The organism is Acinetobacter terrae, assembly GCF_002135195.1.
Classification (GTDB): domain Bacteria; phylum Pseudomonadota; class Gammaproteobacteria; order Pseudomonadales; family Moraxellaceae; genus Acinetobacter; species Acinetobacter terrae.
The window spans coordinates 67,905-84,837 of the sequence record NZ_NEGF01000002.1; the positions used below are offsets into that span (position 1 = coordinate 67,905).

Here is a 16,933-nt window from a genome sequence, read left to right on the forward strand (position 1 = left end):
ATTGAGTATAAATGTAGTGTATTTATGCACTACATTATTTATTTTTGGGCCTCAACAATTCAAGGGATGCATAAAGCTGATGATGTTACATATTCCTGAAATTTTAACCAAACAGCAGGTTGCCGAATTACGTCAGCAACTGGATGCGAGTCATTCCTGGGTTCATGGTCAGCAAAGCGCAGGCTTTCAGGCTCAAAAAATAAAAAACAATCTGCAAATCGATGTAAACAGCATTATCTATCAGTCCCTTTCCCCCAAGATATTGCAAGCCTTACAACGAAATGCTCAGGTCAAATCTGCGGCCCTTCCCAAACACATGCTCTCCCCTTTATTTAACTGCTATCAAGATGATGGCCATTATGGCAATCATGTCGATAGTGCGGTGCAATATTCAGATGCGACCGGACATGCGATTCGTACCGATGTTTCAATCACCCTGTTTTTGTCTGAACCTGATGAATACGAAGGTGGTGAACTGATTATTGAAGATAATTATGGTAGCCACGAAGTGAAGCTAGATGCAGGTGATGCCATTCTCTACCCAGCTACAAGCTTGCATCGAGTTGAACCTGTGACGCATGGCAAACGGATTGCAGCATTTACCTGGTTACAAAGCATGGTGAAAGATGACTGGCAGCGCAGTATGCTATTTAACTTAGATATGACCATTATGAAACTACGACTACAAGTGGGCGATTCGGAAGAAATCATCAGCTTAACCAGTCATTATCATAATTTATTGCGCCAATGGGGTGATCTATGAAACCGATTACGCCACTTGATCCCTTCAACCAAATTCCGGCACATTTACAAACACTAGCCGATTACCAACAACAGGCTGAAAAACACCTTCCAGAAAGTACCTGGCACTACTTACAAGGCGGTGCGATGGATGAAGTCAGTGTTCAAGAAAACTTGGATCAATTCAAAAAAATCCAGCTCATTCCAAGACATTTAAACGACCTGACTCAAGGCAATACCGCATGTGAAATTTTGGGACAAACATTTCCACATCCAATTTTTTTAGCCCCTATTGGTCATCAACAACTTTTTCATGCCGACGGTGAACTGGCGACTGCTTTAGCGGCTGAAGTTTTACAAAGCAATCTGATTTTAAGTACTTTTAGCAATACCGATATGCGTAGCGTCAAAGCTGAAAATCCCTACAAATGGTTTCAACTCTATTGGCAAGGCGATCGTGAAAAATCACTGGCATTGGTTAAACTGGCGGAACAGCAAAACTTTAAAGCCTTAGTCATAACCGTAGATTCACCGCATAGCGGCATTCGTGATCGTGAACGACGTGTGTTTTTCCAGTTACCTGAAGGCATGCAACATCCGCATACCCCTGCGCATATTCCCCTGCCTGAAATTGGTGAAGATCAACATCCTGTATTTAATAGCTTAATGCAGATTGCCCCGAAATGGCAGGACATTGAATGGATCATTAAGAACACCTCACTCCCCGTAATTTTAAAAGGGGTTGTTCATCCCAAAGATGCAGAACTTGCGATTCAATATGGTGTTCAAGGACTGATTATTTCCAATCATGGTGGACGGGTTTTAGATAGTTGCATTTCGCCACTTAACGCCCTGCAACGTATTAAAGCGGTTGTGCCTCAGGATTTTCCTTTAATTGCCGATGGTGGAATTCGTCGTGGAAGCGATATTTTTAAAGCCATTGCTTTAGGCGCTTCAGCGGTCTGTATTGGTCGACCTTATATTCATGGTTTAGCGGTTGCCGGTGCTTTAGGCGTTGCCCATGTGATTAAAATCTTGAAGGAAGAATTTGAGATTACGATGGCTTTGGCGGGAACTGCGACATTAAACCAGATTACTTCCGACTATATTTTTCATAAATAGCTTAATTAAAGGAAAATATTTTCTATAAAGCTGTTGTAAACGCAAAAATAGAAAATTATTTTCGGAATAAGTGGATTAATATTTAGTTATAGATTTGCAAGTGCTGCGATAAAGCTAAGTCGTAATAATTTATCAATATTTTACGACTTTCGACTAAAGTACCCGAAGCATTGCTTGTAAATGGTTAGAATAGACACAATCTATATTCGTAGTACGTTGCCGTTATCCACGATTAAAAGCAATGCATGCTACACAAGGAGTTACCTCATGATGTTGGCTGATCCAAGTAAAAAATATCGTCGCATGTATCAACGTGTAGACTTGCCAGACCGTCAATGGCCAAATAATGAAATCAATCAAGCGCCAATTTGGATGAGCACCGACCTTCGTGACGGTAACCAGGCAATTTTCGAACCGATGGATATGGAACAGAAATTTAAAATGTTCCAGATGTTGGTGAAAATCGGCTTTAAACATATTGAAATTGGTTTCCCTTCTGCATCGCAAATTGACTTTGATTTCACCCGTAAATTGATTGAAGAAAATCATATTCCAGATGACGTTTACATTGAAGTTTTGGTTCAGGCGCGTGATCATTTGATCCAACGTACTTTCGAATCATTGGTTGGTGCAAAACGCGCGATCGTGCATATCTACAATTCAAACTCACCGACTTTCCGTCAAAAAGTCTTGAATGTTGATGTTGCCGGTGCAAAACAGTTAGCGGTAAATGCTGCGACTAAAGTGAAAGAATATGCAGCGCAATATCCTGAAACTGAATGGGTATTCCAATACAGTCCAGAATGTTTCACTGCAACCGAATTAGAAGTGGCAAAAGATGTCTGTGATGCTGTGACTGAAATCTGGGAAGCATCACCGACAAACAAAGTGATTTTAAACTTGCCTGCAACGGTTGAAGTTTCAGGTCCGCATGTGTATGCCGACCAAATTGAATGGATGCACCGCAACATTCAACGTCGTGATGGTGTGATTATTTCTGTTCACTGTCACAATGACCGTGGCTGTGGTATTGCAGCTTCTGAATTGGCAATTATGGCCGGTGCTGACCGTGTGGAAGGCTGTGTGTTTGGTAATGGCGAACGTACAGGTAACGTGGACGTTGCAGCAATTGCATTGAACATGTACACCCAAGGTGTTGCACCAAACTTGGACTTCTCCAATATCAATGAAATTATTGCCACTGTTGAAGAATGCACTGGCTTGCCCGTTCACCCGCGTCATCCGTATGCAGGCGACTTGGTGTTCACCGCATTCTCTGGTTCGCATCAAGATGCGATCAAGAAAGGTTTCGAGTTCCAGAAGAACCAAGAAATGTGGGATATGCCTTACTTGCCAATCGATCCTAAAGATTTAGGTCGTGACTATGACGCCGTGATTCGTGTCAATTCACAGTCAGGTAAAGGCGGTATTTCTTACTTGTTAGAATCAAATTACAACGTGGTCTTGCCGCGCCGTTTACAAATTGAATTCTCACAAGCGGTTCAACAAGTGACAGATGAACAGGCGAAAGAAGTTTCAGCACAAGATATCTGGGCTTTGTTCAAACAGAATTATGTTGCAACCAAAGATGGGCATTATTCTACCAAAAACTACAAATTGTCTGATGAAAATGGCAATCAAGTGATTGAGCTAGATATCGAAATTAACGGTGAAAATCAACACTTGCGTGGTGAAGGTAACGGTCCAATTTCTGCAATCTTGAATGCATTGCAATTGCCAATTGACGTGTTGAACTATGAAGAACGTAGCATTGGCTCGGGTGCGCATGCCAAAGCATTGGCTTTAATTGAACTTCAAGTAAAAGGCACGGGTAAATCTGCATTCGGTGCGGGTGTTCACGACAATATTGTGACGGCTTCAATCGAAGCGATTATTGCCTGCACCAACCGTTTAATCGAGCAAGGTGTACTGAGTACAGAACAGGTTGTTGCAGCTGCGGTATAAGTATTAGCAATAATATTTAGCACTAAAATGACTTTAGAAGGATACCCTCAAGTGGTATCCTTTTGTTTATACATCCTAAAGATTTAAGGCGAATTATTCCTGTGTCTTTTCCAGCTGACTCAGTGGGTCTAGTTACCCCACAAAAGTTCTCATTCGAAGAGCCGTTAGAGCTTGAATGTGGTCGCATTCTCCCACGTTTCGAAATCATGGTTGAAACCTACGGTACGCTCAATGCAGATAAATCCAATGCGATTCTGATTTGCCATGCGTTGTCGGGTCATCATCATGCTGCAGGCTATCATCACCAAGATGATAAAAAACCCGGTTGGTGGGATGCCTGTATTGGTCCGGGCAAAGCGATTGATACTTCTAAATTCTTTGTTGTTGCCCTCAACAACATTGGTGGTTGCAGTGGCTCCACTGGTCCAATATCGCCAAATCCTGAAAATGACAATCGCCCTTATGGTCCGGACTTTCCCTTAGTTACTGTTCGTGACTGGGTGAAGACTCAAGCCATGCTGTCTGATCGTTTAGGCATTGATGTCTGGTACTCGATTATTGGGGGTTCACTCGGTGGCATGCAGGCTTTGCAATGGTCGGTGGATTATCCTGACCGTTTAAAAAACTGCGTCATCATTGCCAGTGCACCAAAACTGTCTGCACAGAATATTGCCTTTAACGAAGTGGCGCGTCAGTCGATTTTGTCCGATCCAGATTTCCATAACGGCCGTTATTTAGAAAATGATAGCTATCCAAAACGTGGCCTCATTTTGGCACGTATGGTCGGGCATATTACCTATTTATCTGAAGAAGCAATGAAACAGAAATTTGGCCGTGACTTGAAGTCGGGCAAATTTATGTATGGTTTTGACGTTGAATTCCAGGTGGAAAGTTATTTGCGTTATCAAGGTGAGCAATTCAGCCGTAACTTTGATGCCAATACTTACCTGATTATGACCAAAGCGCTGGATTATTTTGATCCTGCACGTGAATATGAATTGTCTTTAACCAAGGCGATGGCGAATACCAAATGCCGTTTCCTGGTGGTTTCATTCACTACGGATTGGCGTTTCACTCCAAAGCGCTCAGAAGAAATTGTTGATGCACTGATTACCAATCATAAACCTGTCAGCTATGTCGATATTGATGCAGAACAAGGTCATGACTCGTTCCTGTTCCCTATTCCGCTTTACGTTAAATCATTACGTGCATTTTTAGGTGGCGCAGAACACCTTGAAGCAACACCTCAGGAGACTGTGTAATGCGTATCGATCATCAACTTGCTGAGACATGGATTAAACCTGATTCAAGCGTACTTGATTTAGGTTGTGGCGATGGTGAACTGCTGGCTCATATGGGCAAAAAGCACAACATTCGTGCATACGGATTGGAAATTGATCAGGAAAAGATTGCAATTGCGGTCAGTCGAGGGTTAAATATTATTCAACAAGACTTGAACCTCGGTTTAAGCCGCTTTGCAGACCAGTCATTTGACTATGTTGTGATGGCACAGGCTTTGCAAGCAGTAGATGCACCAGACGTATTATTGCGTGATATGGTGCGTGTGGGGAAACAAGCAATTATTACCTTTCCTAACTTTGCCCATTGGAAGACACGTTCTTTCTTGGCTTTAAAAGGAATGATGCCTGTTTCAAATGCTTTACCGTATATGTGGTATAACACGCCTAATATCCACTTATGTACTTTCCGTGATTTTGAAGCACTTTGTGTGGAAAACGATATCCGGATTATTAATCGACTCGCCGTGAATGGGGATCAGCAAGGTAGTTTACTTAGTAAACATGTCCCGAATCTGTTTGGTGAAGTCGCTATTTATCGAGTGAGCGCACTATGAAAAAAATATTATTAAGCACACTATTGGTTGGTTTTTTTAGCATTCAAGCCCATGCAGATTATGTTGCACCAGCACCCTCTATTTCCAGTCAAGCTGCACAATATTCTGTCATGGATATTAATAGCCTGATTAAATCAGCAAAATCAGGTCAAGCCGCTGCACAGTTTTATCTGGCGACCAAATATCAACTCGGCAAAGATATTCAAAAAGATCAACAGCAGGCTTTTGCCTGGTACAAAGCCGCTGCGGACCAAGGTCTGACTGCTGCTCAATTGAATGTCGGTCGTATGCTGGCGGATGGTATGGGCACTAAAAAAGACGAAACCTTAGCACGTAAATACTTTGAAAAAGCAGCAAGCCATGGTGACAACCGTGCCAGCTTCAATCTTGCGATGATGGAAGAGCAAAAGAAAAATTACGTCGGTGCATACCAATGGTATGAACTTTCTACACGTGATGGCATGCTCGACAATAAAGTGATTACCCTGTCCGAAGGCAAGAAAACAGCATTGGCTGCCAACCTAACCCAAGAACAGATTCGTATGGCGCGTGACCGTGCGGACAAATGGATTCAAGCTCAATAATCATTGATTGATTCTATAAAGCACTTTCGGGTGCTTTTTTATTGGCTAAATTATCCAAATAAGTTTGCTAAAATACTCACAATCATTTTCAAATCAAGATCAAAATCATGGCTTCTAAAAATTGGTTATCCCAAGGAACACTTGTACTTGCGAGTAATAACAAAGGCAAAATTTCAGAATTTGAAAAACTATTTGCAGAACTGAATTTACCTGTCGAAGTAGTTGCTCAGGGCAACCTCAATATTGAAGATGCCATCGAAGATGGTTTGAGCTTTGTTGAAAATGCCATTATCAAAGCACGTCATGCCTCTAAAATTTCAGGAAAACCGGCGATTGCAGATGACTCTGGTATTTGCGTGCCAGTTTTAGGCGGCGCACCGGGCATCTATTCTGCGCGCTACGCAGGTGACCATGGTGATGATGCTGCCAATAACGAAAAACTATTAGCTGACTTAAAACCACTACGTAAAGACAGCGAAGCGATTGAAGGGATGTTTGTCTGTGTACTTGCGCTGGTGCAACATGCAGAAGATCCGCTTCCACAAATTTTTCAAGGTATCTGGAAAGGTGAAGTACTAGAAGCAGCCCGTGGTGAAAATGGTTTTGGTTATGACCCATTGTTCTGGTTGCCTGAACTTGGGATTTCTAGCGCAGAACTGTCTAAAGAAGAAAAAAATAAAATTAGTCACCGTGGTCAGGCGATGCAATTGTTTAAGGCAAGTTTGGAGAAGTAATTTCCTTACGAACTCCCTCTCCTTTTAGGAGAGGGTCAGGGAGAGGTCAACTCCTTCCTCTTGCGCCATAAATTGCTCAGGAGAGGGAATTTCAATTGTGGTTAAATAATCCCTCCTAAGCTCCCTTTAATAAAGGGAGGAAAAGCCCCTCTTTATTAAAGATGAGGAATATATTCCGCAAGAGGGAGATTCGGTTTTTGACTTGTTAAAATTGAAGAACCTTTCCCTAACCCTCACTTGCGCTACGATTTAAAGCATCGCTTTAAATCTTGCTCAGGACAGGGAATCATATGTGGTTTAATCCAAGCATAATTTTAAATCGATGCTCTCCCTCCCTTTGGGAGGGAGTTAGAGGGAGGGTAATAAAAGATGAAGTATCACCCCATAAAGCATCACCACCACACAACTTATAATCGTTCCTGAAGCGATATATTTGGCTGAAGTTCCCGTGCCTTGATAATGGGTTTCTAACGCCACAATATTGGCGGCTGGCGGTAGACAGAACAATAAGAACATCACGCCTATGTAATTTTCAATATTTGGAATTGAAACAAAGAAGTAAGTCAGGCTACAGATCACCACACCCACAGCGATTTTGATCAGGAAAATTTTGCCACTGCGCAGTAAATCTTCCGCATGCACTTTGGTATGTCGTAGCCACATGCCGAGTACGCACATCCCTGTAAAGCTCATGCCCACTTTTGCAAAACTATAAATCATATCCAGCCAATCGTGCTGTTGCAGATGCTGTAAACCCGCAATTCGACAGATTAAAGCAATCAATAATGCGAACACTGGGGGTGACAGAGCGACTTTTTTTATCACGGTAGAGAATGGCTGAGCATCCAAACTGACTGCAGTCACTGCCCAAATATTGCCAAATATGGAACCGCCAACATATAGCGCCACCATCCCTGCACTAATTTCAGGGCCAAACAAAGCCAAAGCAAATGGAAAACCAAGCCACGCTAAATTGACATAACTAACGCAGAGTGCATGAAGCTTATCTTTAAAAATAAAGTGAAAAGCATAGAACATGAAAATAGCCACAACAAAGCTAAATATCATCAGGCTCAAACTACCCGCTTGATAAAACACCATGGTGTAAATAATCACGACGGGAATAAGTAATCGTGCTAACAGACTCGCGAATAATGGTTTTAAAGCTGCGGAAAATTGCGTTGAAGCGAGTCCCCATCCACATAAAAAGCCGAAAAGTGGTAAAAACAAAGCCACAACATCATCCTGAATAATCAATAGAAATATGCTAGCACTGAATCAAACACAAAAGCAGCTTTAATCCGGTTTGTCTTTAAACTGAAATTTTTCAGTCACATTGCTGTCATCGCAAAATGTTCAGATGGCTCTAGATAACAAAATGAGTAAAGAACATGGCAGGATTATCGATTTGGCACGTTGTGATTTTTGCAATTGTGGTAATTTTATTGTTTGGTACATCAAAACTTAAAAACTTAGGCAAAGATGTCGGTGGTGCAGTCAAAGATTTCAAAAAGTCGATTAAAGAAGATGAAGCAGCCACATCCGCATTAAATGAACCTAAAATCATTGAACATCAAACCAGTCATTCTGATGTTAATTCCACGGTAAAAACCCATTCAGGCTAAAACGTTATGCTTAATATTGGTATGACTGAACTGCTGGCTTTCGGCATCATTAGTTTATTGGTGCTTGGGCCTGATAAGCTTCCGGAAGCTGCACGCTTTGTCGGAAAATGGTATGCGAAAATCAAACGTACGGTCAGCAATGTACAAAATGATATTGACCGAGAGCTGCGTTTATCTGAACTGCGGGAACAGATGCAAAATGAAATGCAAAGGATTCAAGAGCTAGAACAAAAGATGCAAGCTCAAATGCATGAGCTAAAACAACAATCACAACCTGCAACAGAAAAAAAATTACAAAATGCAGTGTCCAATAATAATGCTCCCGTTCTTTATATTTTTATCAAACATCATCGACCTTTGTGCGTTTATTTGAGCGTACAAAGTGCTTGCAGCATTACGCCGTCAATAGAAAAACCATTAAACATCATGCCTCCAATTTCACAGTTAAATGAATTAAAGGTGGCAGTATGAGTACACCAATAGAAAACCAATTGCCGATTCCCCTTGCAGATCAACAAGCATCTAATCTTGAAGAAATGCCGATTACCCAACATCTCATGGTGTTGCGTCAGCATCTCTTTAAAATTGTCGGTTTGCTGTTGGTGTTATTTTTTTGCTTATTGCCTTTTGCCAATCAAACCTATCAGCTTTTATCTGAACCTTTACGTGCGCAGCTACCTGTTAGCTCATCGATGATTGCTACCGATGTCACAGCGACATTCATGGCGCCATTTAAGTTAAATTTCTTTGTTGCCTTGACGTTGGCGATGCCTTTTATCATTTTTCAAATCTGGAGCTTTGTGAAACCTGCGCTCTATGAAAAAGAAAAAACCTTAGCGATGCCATTACTGTTTGGTAGCATCAGTTTATTTTATGCAGGGATTGCTTTTGCATATTTCGTTGCGTTGCCTTCGATTCTGCATTTTTTCATTAGTGTTTCACCCGAAACGGTTGCGCCAATGACTGACATTAACAGTTACCTGGCTTTCTGCTTAAAATTGTTTTTGGTGTTTGGTTTTACCTTTGAAATCCCGATTATTACCTTAATCCTTATTTTAATTGGTCTGGTTTCTACACAACAATTAGTCGAAAAACGGCGCTTTATTGTGGTCGGCTGTTTCTTTGTGGCGATGTTCGTAACACCACCCGATGCAATTTCCATGATTATGCTCGCCATTCCCATGTGGTTATTATTTGAAATGGGCTTGTTCTTTGGCAAACTGATTGAAAAACGTCGGGCAGCTTAAATGCTGGCAGCAATTTTTTAGGCAGACTTCGGTCTGCTTTTTTCATCAGAGCGACTTATTTTCTTCACCAGACTGTCATTTAAACGTCAGCGCGCTGTCATATATTTCACCTAAGTTTGATACAACTTTATAACAACCATATACTTGGGAAATATCATGACAGACTTTACGCCATATCATGAAGAGCAAGAATTAGACAACAATACTTCTGACAATGTCCATTTCCGTGACATTTTAGAACAAGCAATTACACGCCGAAGCCTCATCACTAAAACTGCGAGTGGTGCAGTTGCCTTGACTTTGGCTTCAACTTTGACAGCTTGTGGCAGCGATAGTGATAGTGACTCAGGAACAACAACTCCAGCTACTGATCCAACCAAATTACCGACAAAGTTGAGCTTTACCCCAGTCGCGAAGAACCTGAATGATATCGTGACGGTTCCAGAAGGTTATGAAGCCAAAGTAATTTATGCGCTGGGTGATTCCATCAATCAATACTATGGTGCATGGGATGACAGCAATGTTCCTTCAGGTCCAAGCTTCCAGTTCCGATCTGGTGACTGTCATGATGGTATGAGCTATTTTGGCTTAAATACTACGACTGGTCGTTATGATGACAGCAAATCAGATCACGGTTTACTGGTTCTGAATCATGAATACATTAACCAGACTTTCTTACACCAGACAGGTCCGACCAATAAGGGAGTTGGTCCTCGTCCTGAAGATGAAGTGATCCGTGAAGTCAATGCGCATGGCGTATCCATCATTCATCTGAAAAAAGACAGCAAAACCCAAGCCGTTGAAATTTTGAAAAATTCAATTTTCAACCGCCGTATCACAGCGTCTACACCCATGACTTTTACGGGCGTTGCTGCGGGTTCAACTTTACTTTCAACCCGCTTCTCTCCATCTGGTGTAAAAACCCGTGGTACCCAAAATAACTGCGGTAATGGTTATACACCTTGGGGCACCTACCTGACCGCTGAAGAAAATTTTATCGGTTACTTTGTTCGTAATTCAACAGATGATAGTTCGCGCACCGCAAATGAAGTTGTAGCATTAAACCGTTATGGTCTAAAACAAGGTGCTAAATCGCGTTATCAGTGGGAAACAGCAACAGGCAGTCTGGAACAACAGGACATGTATGATCGCTGGAATGCATCTGTTGTAGGTGCATCTGCGTATGTAGACTATCGCAATATCCCGAATACTTTTGGCTGGATTGTAGAAATTGATCCATTCGATAGCCGTCAGGACCCTGTAAAACGCACCTCACTTGGCCGTTTTGCACATGAAGACTGTCGTACTAGCCGTGCTATTGAAGGTCAGAACCTGGCATTCTATATGGGTGATGACTCACGTGGTGAATACATCTATAAATTCGTTTCTGATGCGAAATGGGATGCAAAAGATGTCAACGGTGGCTATGCAGCCGGCGATAAATACATGAATAGCGGCAAACTGTATGTTGCCAAATTCAATGCCGATGGTACAGGTCAGTGGATTGAGCTATCGACTAGCAACTCAACAATTTCTGGTTATACGACTTACGCATTTGCAGACCAAGCCGATGTAGTGACGCATGCACGTATCGCTGCAGATGCTGTTGGCGCAACCAAAATGGATCGTCCTGAATGGGTTGCAGTCAATCCAAACAATGGTGAAGTGTATGTCACTCTCACCAATAACAGTAACCGTGGTACCAACTATACAACTGATGCTGCCAACCCACGTAATTATTCTGATCCAGAAGGCGGTAAAGGTAACGTGAATGGTCACATTATCCGCTTCCGTGAAGATGCAGATACCACAACAGCCACCACTTTCAAATGGGATATTTACCTGTTTGGTGCTGAAGCACAAATGCTTGAAAATGTTAACCTGTCTGGTCTAACTGACAATAATGACTTCTCTAGTCCGGATGGTATGTGGTTTGACCCACGCGGCGTGCTCTGGATTCAAACAGATGATGGCGCTTACACTGACGTGACCAACTGTATGATGCTGGCTGCATTGCCGGGTACGATGGGTGATGGTGGCAAAGCGACTGCGCTTTCAGGTACTGCTACACAAGATACCTTTATGGGTGCCAAAGTGACCGATGAAAATCTACGTCGCTTCCTGACCGGTCCAAAAGATTGTGAAATTACTGGTGTGACTATGACGCCTGACTACAAAGCCATCTTTATTAACGTTCAGCACCCTGGTGAAGATTCAACTGCTTATAATAACGCAACCAGCCACTGGCCTGCGACACAAACGGATCCAACCAATACCACTGCACGCCCACGTTCAGCAACAGTGGTGATTACCCGTAAAGATGGTGGAGTAATTGCTGGATAAATTTCCAAATCTTAAAAATACCGGCTTTATGCCGGTATTTCTTATTTTGGGATTGGAATAATCTTTTCTACAATCTGCCCTGCGGTTTCCCCCTGTTGCGATTTTTCCTGCCATAACCAGACATCATTTTTCATTCTTAAAAAATTCGAACAGCGTGTGCCGTACACTGGGCTTTGAATAAAAGTCGATGAGAGTAATTCTTCCATCTCTGCACTAATACCGGTTTGTGGGAGAAGTTCAGGAATGATTTTTCGTTCATCTTCTAAAATATCCCATACCGTAAATTCAAGATCCGCTTCAGTAATAGAAGCCTGCTGCAACATCGGCAGGAATTCTTGGGTGAAGCGTTTACGCAAATGTCGGGTCTTTTCCCAGTGTTCGGTCATTAAACCATTGGATACCACATACACGCCTTTGGCCAAAACCTGTGGTGCTTCACCGCGGTTACTCATATAGACAGCCTGATCTTGATCGCCGAGCAATAAATTAAAACCGGCATAGTCACATTGGCGTTTTTCTAGCGCTTGAGCAAAGCGGATAGGAGCTAAATCAGATTCTAAAAAAGCTTGAATCAGATGACCGCGTGAAGTCGGATAGGTTTTTTTATCGGTTGCATCTCGAAAGTTGGTCACTACTGCCCATCTTCCCGATGCAGTCACGCCCATCCATGTTCCACCCGACTGTAGATCTTGTCCGGCAATAATCGGGCTATTTTCCCAAGCTTTTAAACCACTGGTCGGACGCTGATAAAACTCATCACGATTTGAAATCAGACATAAAGGCGTATCTTCCAAGACTTGCCAAGCTAAAGCTACAATACACATAATTCGTGCTCTTTATCTTTACACATTGAATGTACAACATTTTTCATCACATTCAGCTAAAATCTGTGCAAAACAGAATCACAAGGAACAGGAATGCTGACCTATCCAAATATTGACCCAGTTGCCGTATCGCTGGGACCGTTACAAGTCCATTGGTATGGATTGATGTATTTACTGGCATTTTTATTTGCCTGGGGACTTGCCACTTATCGCACCAAACACCGGGATGGCTGGACACCCGATATGGTGTCTGACCTGATTTTCTATGGGGCTTTAGGTGTGGTTGTCGGTGGCCGTATTGGCTACGTGTTCTTTTATGGCTTTGAGCAATTCCTTGCCAATCCACTCTGGTTATTCCAGGTCTGGACCGGTGGCATGAGCTTCCATGGGGGCTTTCTGGGTGTGATGATTGCCATGCTGTTCTGGTGCAAGAAATACAAGATGACCTGGTTTCAGACTTTGGACTTCATCGCGCCTTGTGTACCAACGGGCTTGATGTTCGGTCGTATCGGCAACTTTATTGGCGGCGAGCTCTATGGTCGTCAAGTCACTGATCCAAACTTTGCATTGGGCATGATTTTCCCCACCGATCCGCTGCAGTTGGTGCGTCACCCATCACAGCTTTATCAAGCTTTGGCTGAAGGGTTAATCCTGTTTATTGTGTTGTGGTGGTTCAGTTCAAAACCTCGCCCACGTATGGCCGTTTCAGCCTTGTTCCTGATTGGTTACGGTATTGCACGCTTTGTGGTGGAATTCTTCCGCGAACCGGACAATGGACAACTGTTTATTGGCTGGATGAGTAAAGGCCAATTCCTGACTGTACCGATGATTTTGATTGGTCTCTGGATGATGTGGTATGCCTACCAAAAGAAAATTTATGATTGGGGTCCACAGAAAAATACTTAATTTTTAGCGAGGCAAAAGCCTCGCTTTTTTATCTTTGTTTTTGCTAAAGTGCAGTCAGTGCTCCTTTATCTATCAGAAGAATATGCTCGAATTTTGGTTTAATCCTAAAGTTTCCATCCTCCGCAAACTCATGATCTTTGCTGTCATTGCGATTGCAACAGGCATACTTTACTGGATGGATCCGCTAAAACCCGATGCAATTCTCATGTTTCTGGGAACAGGGATTATTTTTCTGATTTGTCGTTACTGCAAAATCCATTTTGCATCTAAAAATCCAACCGGATTGTTATATCGCCTGCTGACTTGGATTCCGATTGCCCTGTTACTGGCCCTTATTTTTATGCAGATGAAAGAGGGTGAAATTTTAATTCCGGGTGCGCAAGGCATTGGCTTTATGGCTTTAGCCATCTGTCTATTTTCACCTTTGTCTTTACTGAATAAAAATGATATTTCAGACGAGAAAAAATAATGCTGGAATTTTGGTATTCAGATAAATGTAGCCGTCAAATCAAGCTGATGGTCTGTATTGCTACCTGTGTGATGATTTATCTATGTTCCACCGTGCAACAACTTTCCCCAATATTTACGGGAATCAGCATTGCTATTGGCATGAGCATACATGGGTTAAGAGCTTTGAGCTTAAAAATTGCAGCAGATAATCCCTATAAAAAAGGCTTTGTTATTCTCATTCTGGTTATGCCGGTTATGGCATTCATTACTTTAATTTCAGTATTACCAATACAGCATAAAATCATTCTCGCCACACAAGCAATTGGATTCGCTGCAATTGGTTTATTTATCTTATCGACATTTCCAAAGCGTCGCTTTGATAAAAATTAAAAGATCGATATTTTATAAAATGAAAAATAAAAAAGACCGCTAAAAAGCGGTCTTTTTTTTCAATCATCCGAAGACGATTAAGCAGCTAATGCGTCTTTCGCTTTTTGAGCGATAGCAGCAAATGCAACTGCATCATGCATAGCGATGTCTGCAAGTACACGACGGTCGATAATCACTTGAGCTTTTTTCAAGCCAGCGATCATACGGCTGTACGATAAACCATTAAGACGCGCACCAGCATTGATACGTGCAATCCACAAAGCGCGGAATTGACGTTTCTTTTGACGACGGTCGCGGTAAGCATATTGACCTGCTTTAATTACTGCTTGGAACGCTACGCGATATACGCGTGAACGAGCGCCGTAGTAACCTTTAGCACGAGCAAGAATTCTTTTATGACGGCGATGAGCCTGGACACCACGTTTTACACGAGCCATTTATAAATCTCCTAAAGGTATGGGCACATACGGCGAACTGAAGCAACGTCACTTACGTGAACCATTACACAGCCGCGCAATTGACGAATACGCTTAGCAGATTTCTTAGTCAAAATGTGGCGTTTGAACGCTTGTTTACGCTTGATACCGTTAGCTGTCGCTTTAAAGCGTTTAGCAGCACCACGGCGAGTTTTCATCTTAGGCATAACAACCTCTTTTGAACACCTGTTCGGAACGTCTGCACCATTGCAAAAACGACCTGCAGGTAAGGGAGCCAGTATTCTAAAGCATCTTTGCTTAAAACAAAAGTAAATATCCTTAAAATACACAACCAATCGTCCGTTTCTTTTAGTCTTATTTCCTCTATTGAATACGGGATGTTTTTATTAATAATTCAACTATTCAGCATTATAATTATCACAACATAAGAATATTGGACCAACATGACTCCCGCACAGGATGCTTTTGCAGCACTGTGCTATCGTGATTTCTCTATTGTTACGATGAACCAGTTCTGTCTCACCCTCGCCATTTTAATTCAAGAAATTATTGTTGCGTATTCACTTTATCAAATCACCAAAGACCCACTGACGCTAGGTTTAATTGGTTTAGCCGAAGCGATTCCGTTTATCACCTTGTCTTTATGGGGCGGCTATTTTGCAGACCGCTTTAACAAACAGATCATTATGAAAACCTGTTTGTTCTTTGCCGTACCCTTACCTTTGGTTTTATGGTGGCTGTTTCATACCTATGGCTTAAATCAAATCGGGGTCAATACGCTGTCATGGGGAATTTACGCCGTTATTTTTGGCTTGGGAACGATTCGTGGTTTTTACAATCCATCTGCCACTTCACTCAAGCCCTTTCTAATTCCACGTGAACTCTATGCCAATGGTGCAACATGGACCACGATTGGTTGGCAAAGTGGGGTGATTATTGGCCCTATGCTCGGTGGTTTCATGCTGGCATTTTTAGGTCGTGAAACCAGTTTATTATCGGTTGCGGTATTGCTGAGCATCTGTTTTGTCTTAATTAACCTGCTGCAAAAACGTAGCTTCCCAAAAATTGAAACGGATAATTTAATCGAAAGTTTGGGCGATGGTTTCCGCTTTATCTGGAAAACAAAAATCGTACTGTGGGCAATTTCACTGGATTTGGTTTCTGTTCTCTTTGGTGGTGTAATTGCCTTACTGCCTATTTTCGCAGAAGATATTTTAAAAATTGGTCCTGAAGGCTTAGGTTATTTACGTGCTGCTCCTTCCATTGGGGCGCTTTTTACCATGATTGCCCTAACCAAGTTTCCACCTACACAAAATGCCTGGCGCAATATGCTGCTTGCCGTGGCTGGTTTTGGAGTATTCACGCTGCTGTTTGCCTTCTCAAATAACATGTGGCTGTCCCTGTTTGCTTTAGCCATGACCGGGGCCTGTGACAGTATTTCAGTCGTGGTTCGACAAACCATCCTACAAATTTACCCACCTGAGAATATGCGTGGCCGTGTTGCCGCAGTAAACGGCATGTTTGTCTCAAGCAGCAATGAACTTGGGGCATTTGAATCTGGCTTAGCCGCAAAATACATGGGCACCATTATGGCAACAGTCTTTGGCGGTTGTATTACGATGGTGGTGGTTGCGATGAGTTGGGCAAAAACCCATGATTTATTTGGCGTAGATATCACTCAAGGTGATGATCAAATACGTTAATTCACTT

19 protein-coding genes are annotated in these 16,933 nt (G+C 42.3%); 15 read left to right on the top strand and 4 right to left on the bottom strand.

Features of this window, described 5'->3' with window-relative positions; all coding sequences use genetic code 11:
- Positions 1-79 precede the first annotated feature (79 nt).
- The 7 genes from B9T23_RS02665 (at position 80) to rdgB (ending at position 7,001) form a co-directional block, all read left to right on the top strand.
- Positions 80-763, top strand: a complete 684-nt coding sequence (locus B9T23_RS02665; RefSeq protein ID WP_086192892.1) for a Fe2+-dependent dioxygenase — start codon at positions 80-82, stop codon at positions 761-763.
- Positions 760-1,863 (top strand): alpha-hydroxy acid oxidase, encoded by a 1,104-nt coding sequence (locus B9T23_RS02670; protein WP_086192893.1) that lies wholly within the window; start codon positions 760-762, stop codon positions 1,861-1,863. Before B9T23_RS02665 ends, B9T23_RS02670 begins: the two co-directional genes overlap by 4 nt.
- A 267-nt stretch (positions 1,864-2,130) precedes the next feature.
- Positions 2,131-3,828, top strand: coding sequence for a 2-isopropylmalate synthase (gene leuA, locus B9T23_RS02675; RefSeq protein WP_067721908.1), 1,698 nt, complete (start codon positions 2,131-2,133; stop codon positions 3,826-3,828).
- Positions 3,829-3,929: 101 nt separating this feature from the next.
- Complete coding sequence (metX, locus tag B9T23_RS02680) at positions 3,930-5,090, top strand: homoserine O-succinyltransferase MetX (RefSeq protein WP_067721910.1); 1,161 nt, start codon at positions 3,930-3,932, stop codon at positions 5,088-5,090.
- On the top strand, positions 5,090-5,683 hold the full coding sequence (gene metW, locus B9T23_RS02685) for a methionine biosynthesis protein MetW (RefSeq protein ID WP_067721913.1): 594 nt from the start codon (positions 5,090-5,092) through the stop codon (positions 5,681-5,683). Before metX ends, metW begins: the two co-directional genes overlap by 1 nt.
- Positions 5,680-6,267: a tetratricopeptide repeat protein gene (locus B9T23_RS02690; protein WP_086192894.1), complete on the top strand. Its 588-nt coding sequence runs from the start codon at positions 5,680-5,682 to the stop codon at positions 6,265-6,267. The genes metW and B9T23_RS02690 overlap by 4 nt, the downstream gene beginning before the upstream one ends.
- Positions 6,268-6,374: 107 nt before the next feature.
- The gene (gene rdgB / locus B9T23_RS02695; RefSeq protein ID WP_086192895.1) at positions 6,375-7,001 is read left to right on the top strand and encodes an RdgB/HAM1 family non-canonical purine NTP pyrophosphatase; all 627 of its coding nucleotides are present in this window, start codon (positions 6,375-6,377) and stop codon (positions 6,999-7,001) included.
- 348 nt (positions 7,002-7,349) lie between these two features.
- On the opposite strand, the gene B9T23_RS02700 is transcribed toward rdgB, so the two are convergent.
- On the bottom strand, positions 7,350-8,237 hold the full coding sequence (locus B9T23_RS02700) for an AEC family transporter (protein ID WP_086192896.1): 888 nt from the start codon (positions 8,235-8,237) through the stop codon (positions 7,350-7,352).
- A gap of 155 nt (positions 8,238-8,392) precedes the next feature.
- Between B9T23_RS02700 and tatA the strand changes: the two genes are divergently transcribed.
- The 4 genes from tatA to B9T23_RS02720 all read left to right on the top strand — a co-directional run bounded on the left by tatA (position 8,393) and on the right by B9T23_RS02720 (position 12,216).
- A complete protein-coding gene (gene tatA, locus B9T23_RS02705) occupies positions 8,393-8,626 on the top strand; it encodes a twin-arginine translocase TatA/TatE family subunit (RefSeq protein WP_067721921.1) in 234 nt (77 codons plus the stop codon).
- Positions 8,627-8,632: 6 nt separating this feature from the next.
- Entirely contained in the window at positions 8,633-9,097 is a 465-nt protein-coding gene (gene tatB / locus B9T23_RS02710; RefSeq protein ID WP_086192897.1) for a Sec-independent protein translocase protein TatB, read from the top strand.
- Positions 9,094-9,873: a twin-arginine translocase subunit TatC gene (gene tatC, locus B9T23_RS02715; protein WP_086192898.1), complete on the top strand. Its 780-nt coding sequence runs from the start codon at positions 9,094-9,096 to the stop codon at positions 9,871-9,873. The genes tatB and tatC overlap by 4 nt, the downstream gene beginning before the upstream one ends.
- 156 nt (positions 9,874-10,029) lie before the next feature.
- Positions 10,030-12,216, top strand: coding sequence for a PhoX family protein (locus B9T23_RS02720; RefSeq protein WP_086192899.1), 2,187 nt, complete (start codon positions 10,030-10,032; stop codon positions 12,214-12,216).
- A 41-nt stretch (positions 12,217-12,257) separates the two neighbouring features.
- Here the strand turns inward: B9T23_RS02720 and B9T23_RS02725 are convergent, their stop codons facing one another.
- Entirely contained in the window at positions 12,258-13,040 is a 783-nt protein-coding gene (locus B9T23_RS02725) for an NRDE family protein (RefSeq protein WP_086192900.1), read from the bottom strand.
- 93 nt (positions 13,041-13,133) lie between these two features.
- Here B9T23_RS02725 and lgt point away from each other — a divergent pair, with 93 nt between their 5' ends.
- The 3 genes from lgt to B9T23_RS02740 all read left to right on the top strand — a co-directional run bounded on the left by lgt (position 13,134) and on the right by B9T23_RS02740 (position 14,786).
- Positions 13,134-13,946 (top strand): prolipoprotein diacylglyceryl transferase, encoded by an 813-nt coding sequence (gene lgt / locus B9T23_RS02730; RefSeq protein ID WP_086192901.1) that lies wholly within the window; start codon positions 13,134-13,136, stop codon positions 13,944-13,946.
- 82 nt (positions 13,947-14,028) lie between these two features.
- Positions 14,029-14,415 carry a hypothetical protein gene (locus B9T23_RS02735; protein WP_086192902.1) on the top strand — a complete coding sequence of 129 codons (387 nt, stop codon included), beginning with the start codon at positions 14,029-14,031 and terminating at the stop codon, positions 14,413-14,415.
- Complete coding sequence (locus B9T23_RS02740; protein ID WP_086192903.1) at positions 14,415-14,786, top strand: hypothetical protein; 372 nt, start codon at positions 14,415-14,417, stop codon at positions 14,784-14,786. The genes B9T23_RS02735 and B9T23_RS02740 overlap by 1 nt, the downstream gene beginning before the upstream one ends.
- A 77-nt stretch (positions 14,787-14,863) precedes the next feature.
- Here B9T23_RS02740 and rplT read toward each other — a convergent pair whose 3' ends face one another.
- On the bottom strand, positions 14,864-15,223 hold the full coding sequence (gene rplT / locus B9T23_RS02745) for a 50S ribosomal protein L20 (RefSeq protein ID WP_067721943.1): 360 nt from the start codon (positions 15,221-15,223) through the stop codon (positions 14,864-14,866).
- Positions 15,224-15,234: 11 nt separating this feature from the next.
- Complete coding sequence (gene rpmI / locus B9T23_RS02750) at positions 15,235-15,429, bottom strand: 50S ribosomal protein L35 (protein WP_067721945.1); 195 nt, start codon at positions 15,427-15,429, stop codon at positions 15,235-15,237.
- 237 nt (positions 15,430-15,666) lie between these two features.
- Between rpmI and B9T23_RS02755 the strand changes: the two genes are divergently transcribed.
- The gene (locus tag B9T23_RS02755; protein WP_086192904.1) at positions 15,667-16,926 is read left to right on the top strand and encodes an MFS transporter; all 1,260 of its coding nucleotides are present in this window, start codon (positions 15,667-15,669) and stop codon (positions 16,924-16,926) included.
- Positions 16,927-16,933 lie beyond the last annotated feature (7 nt).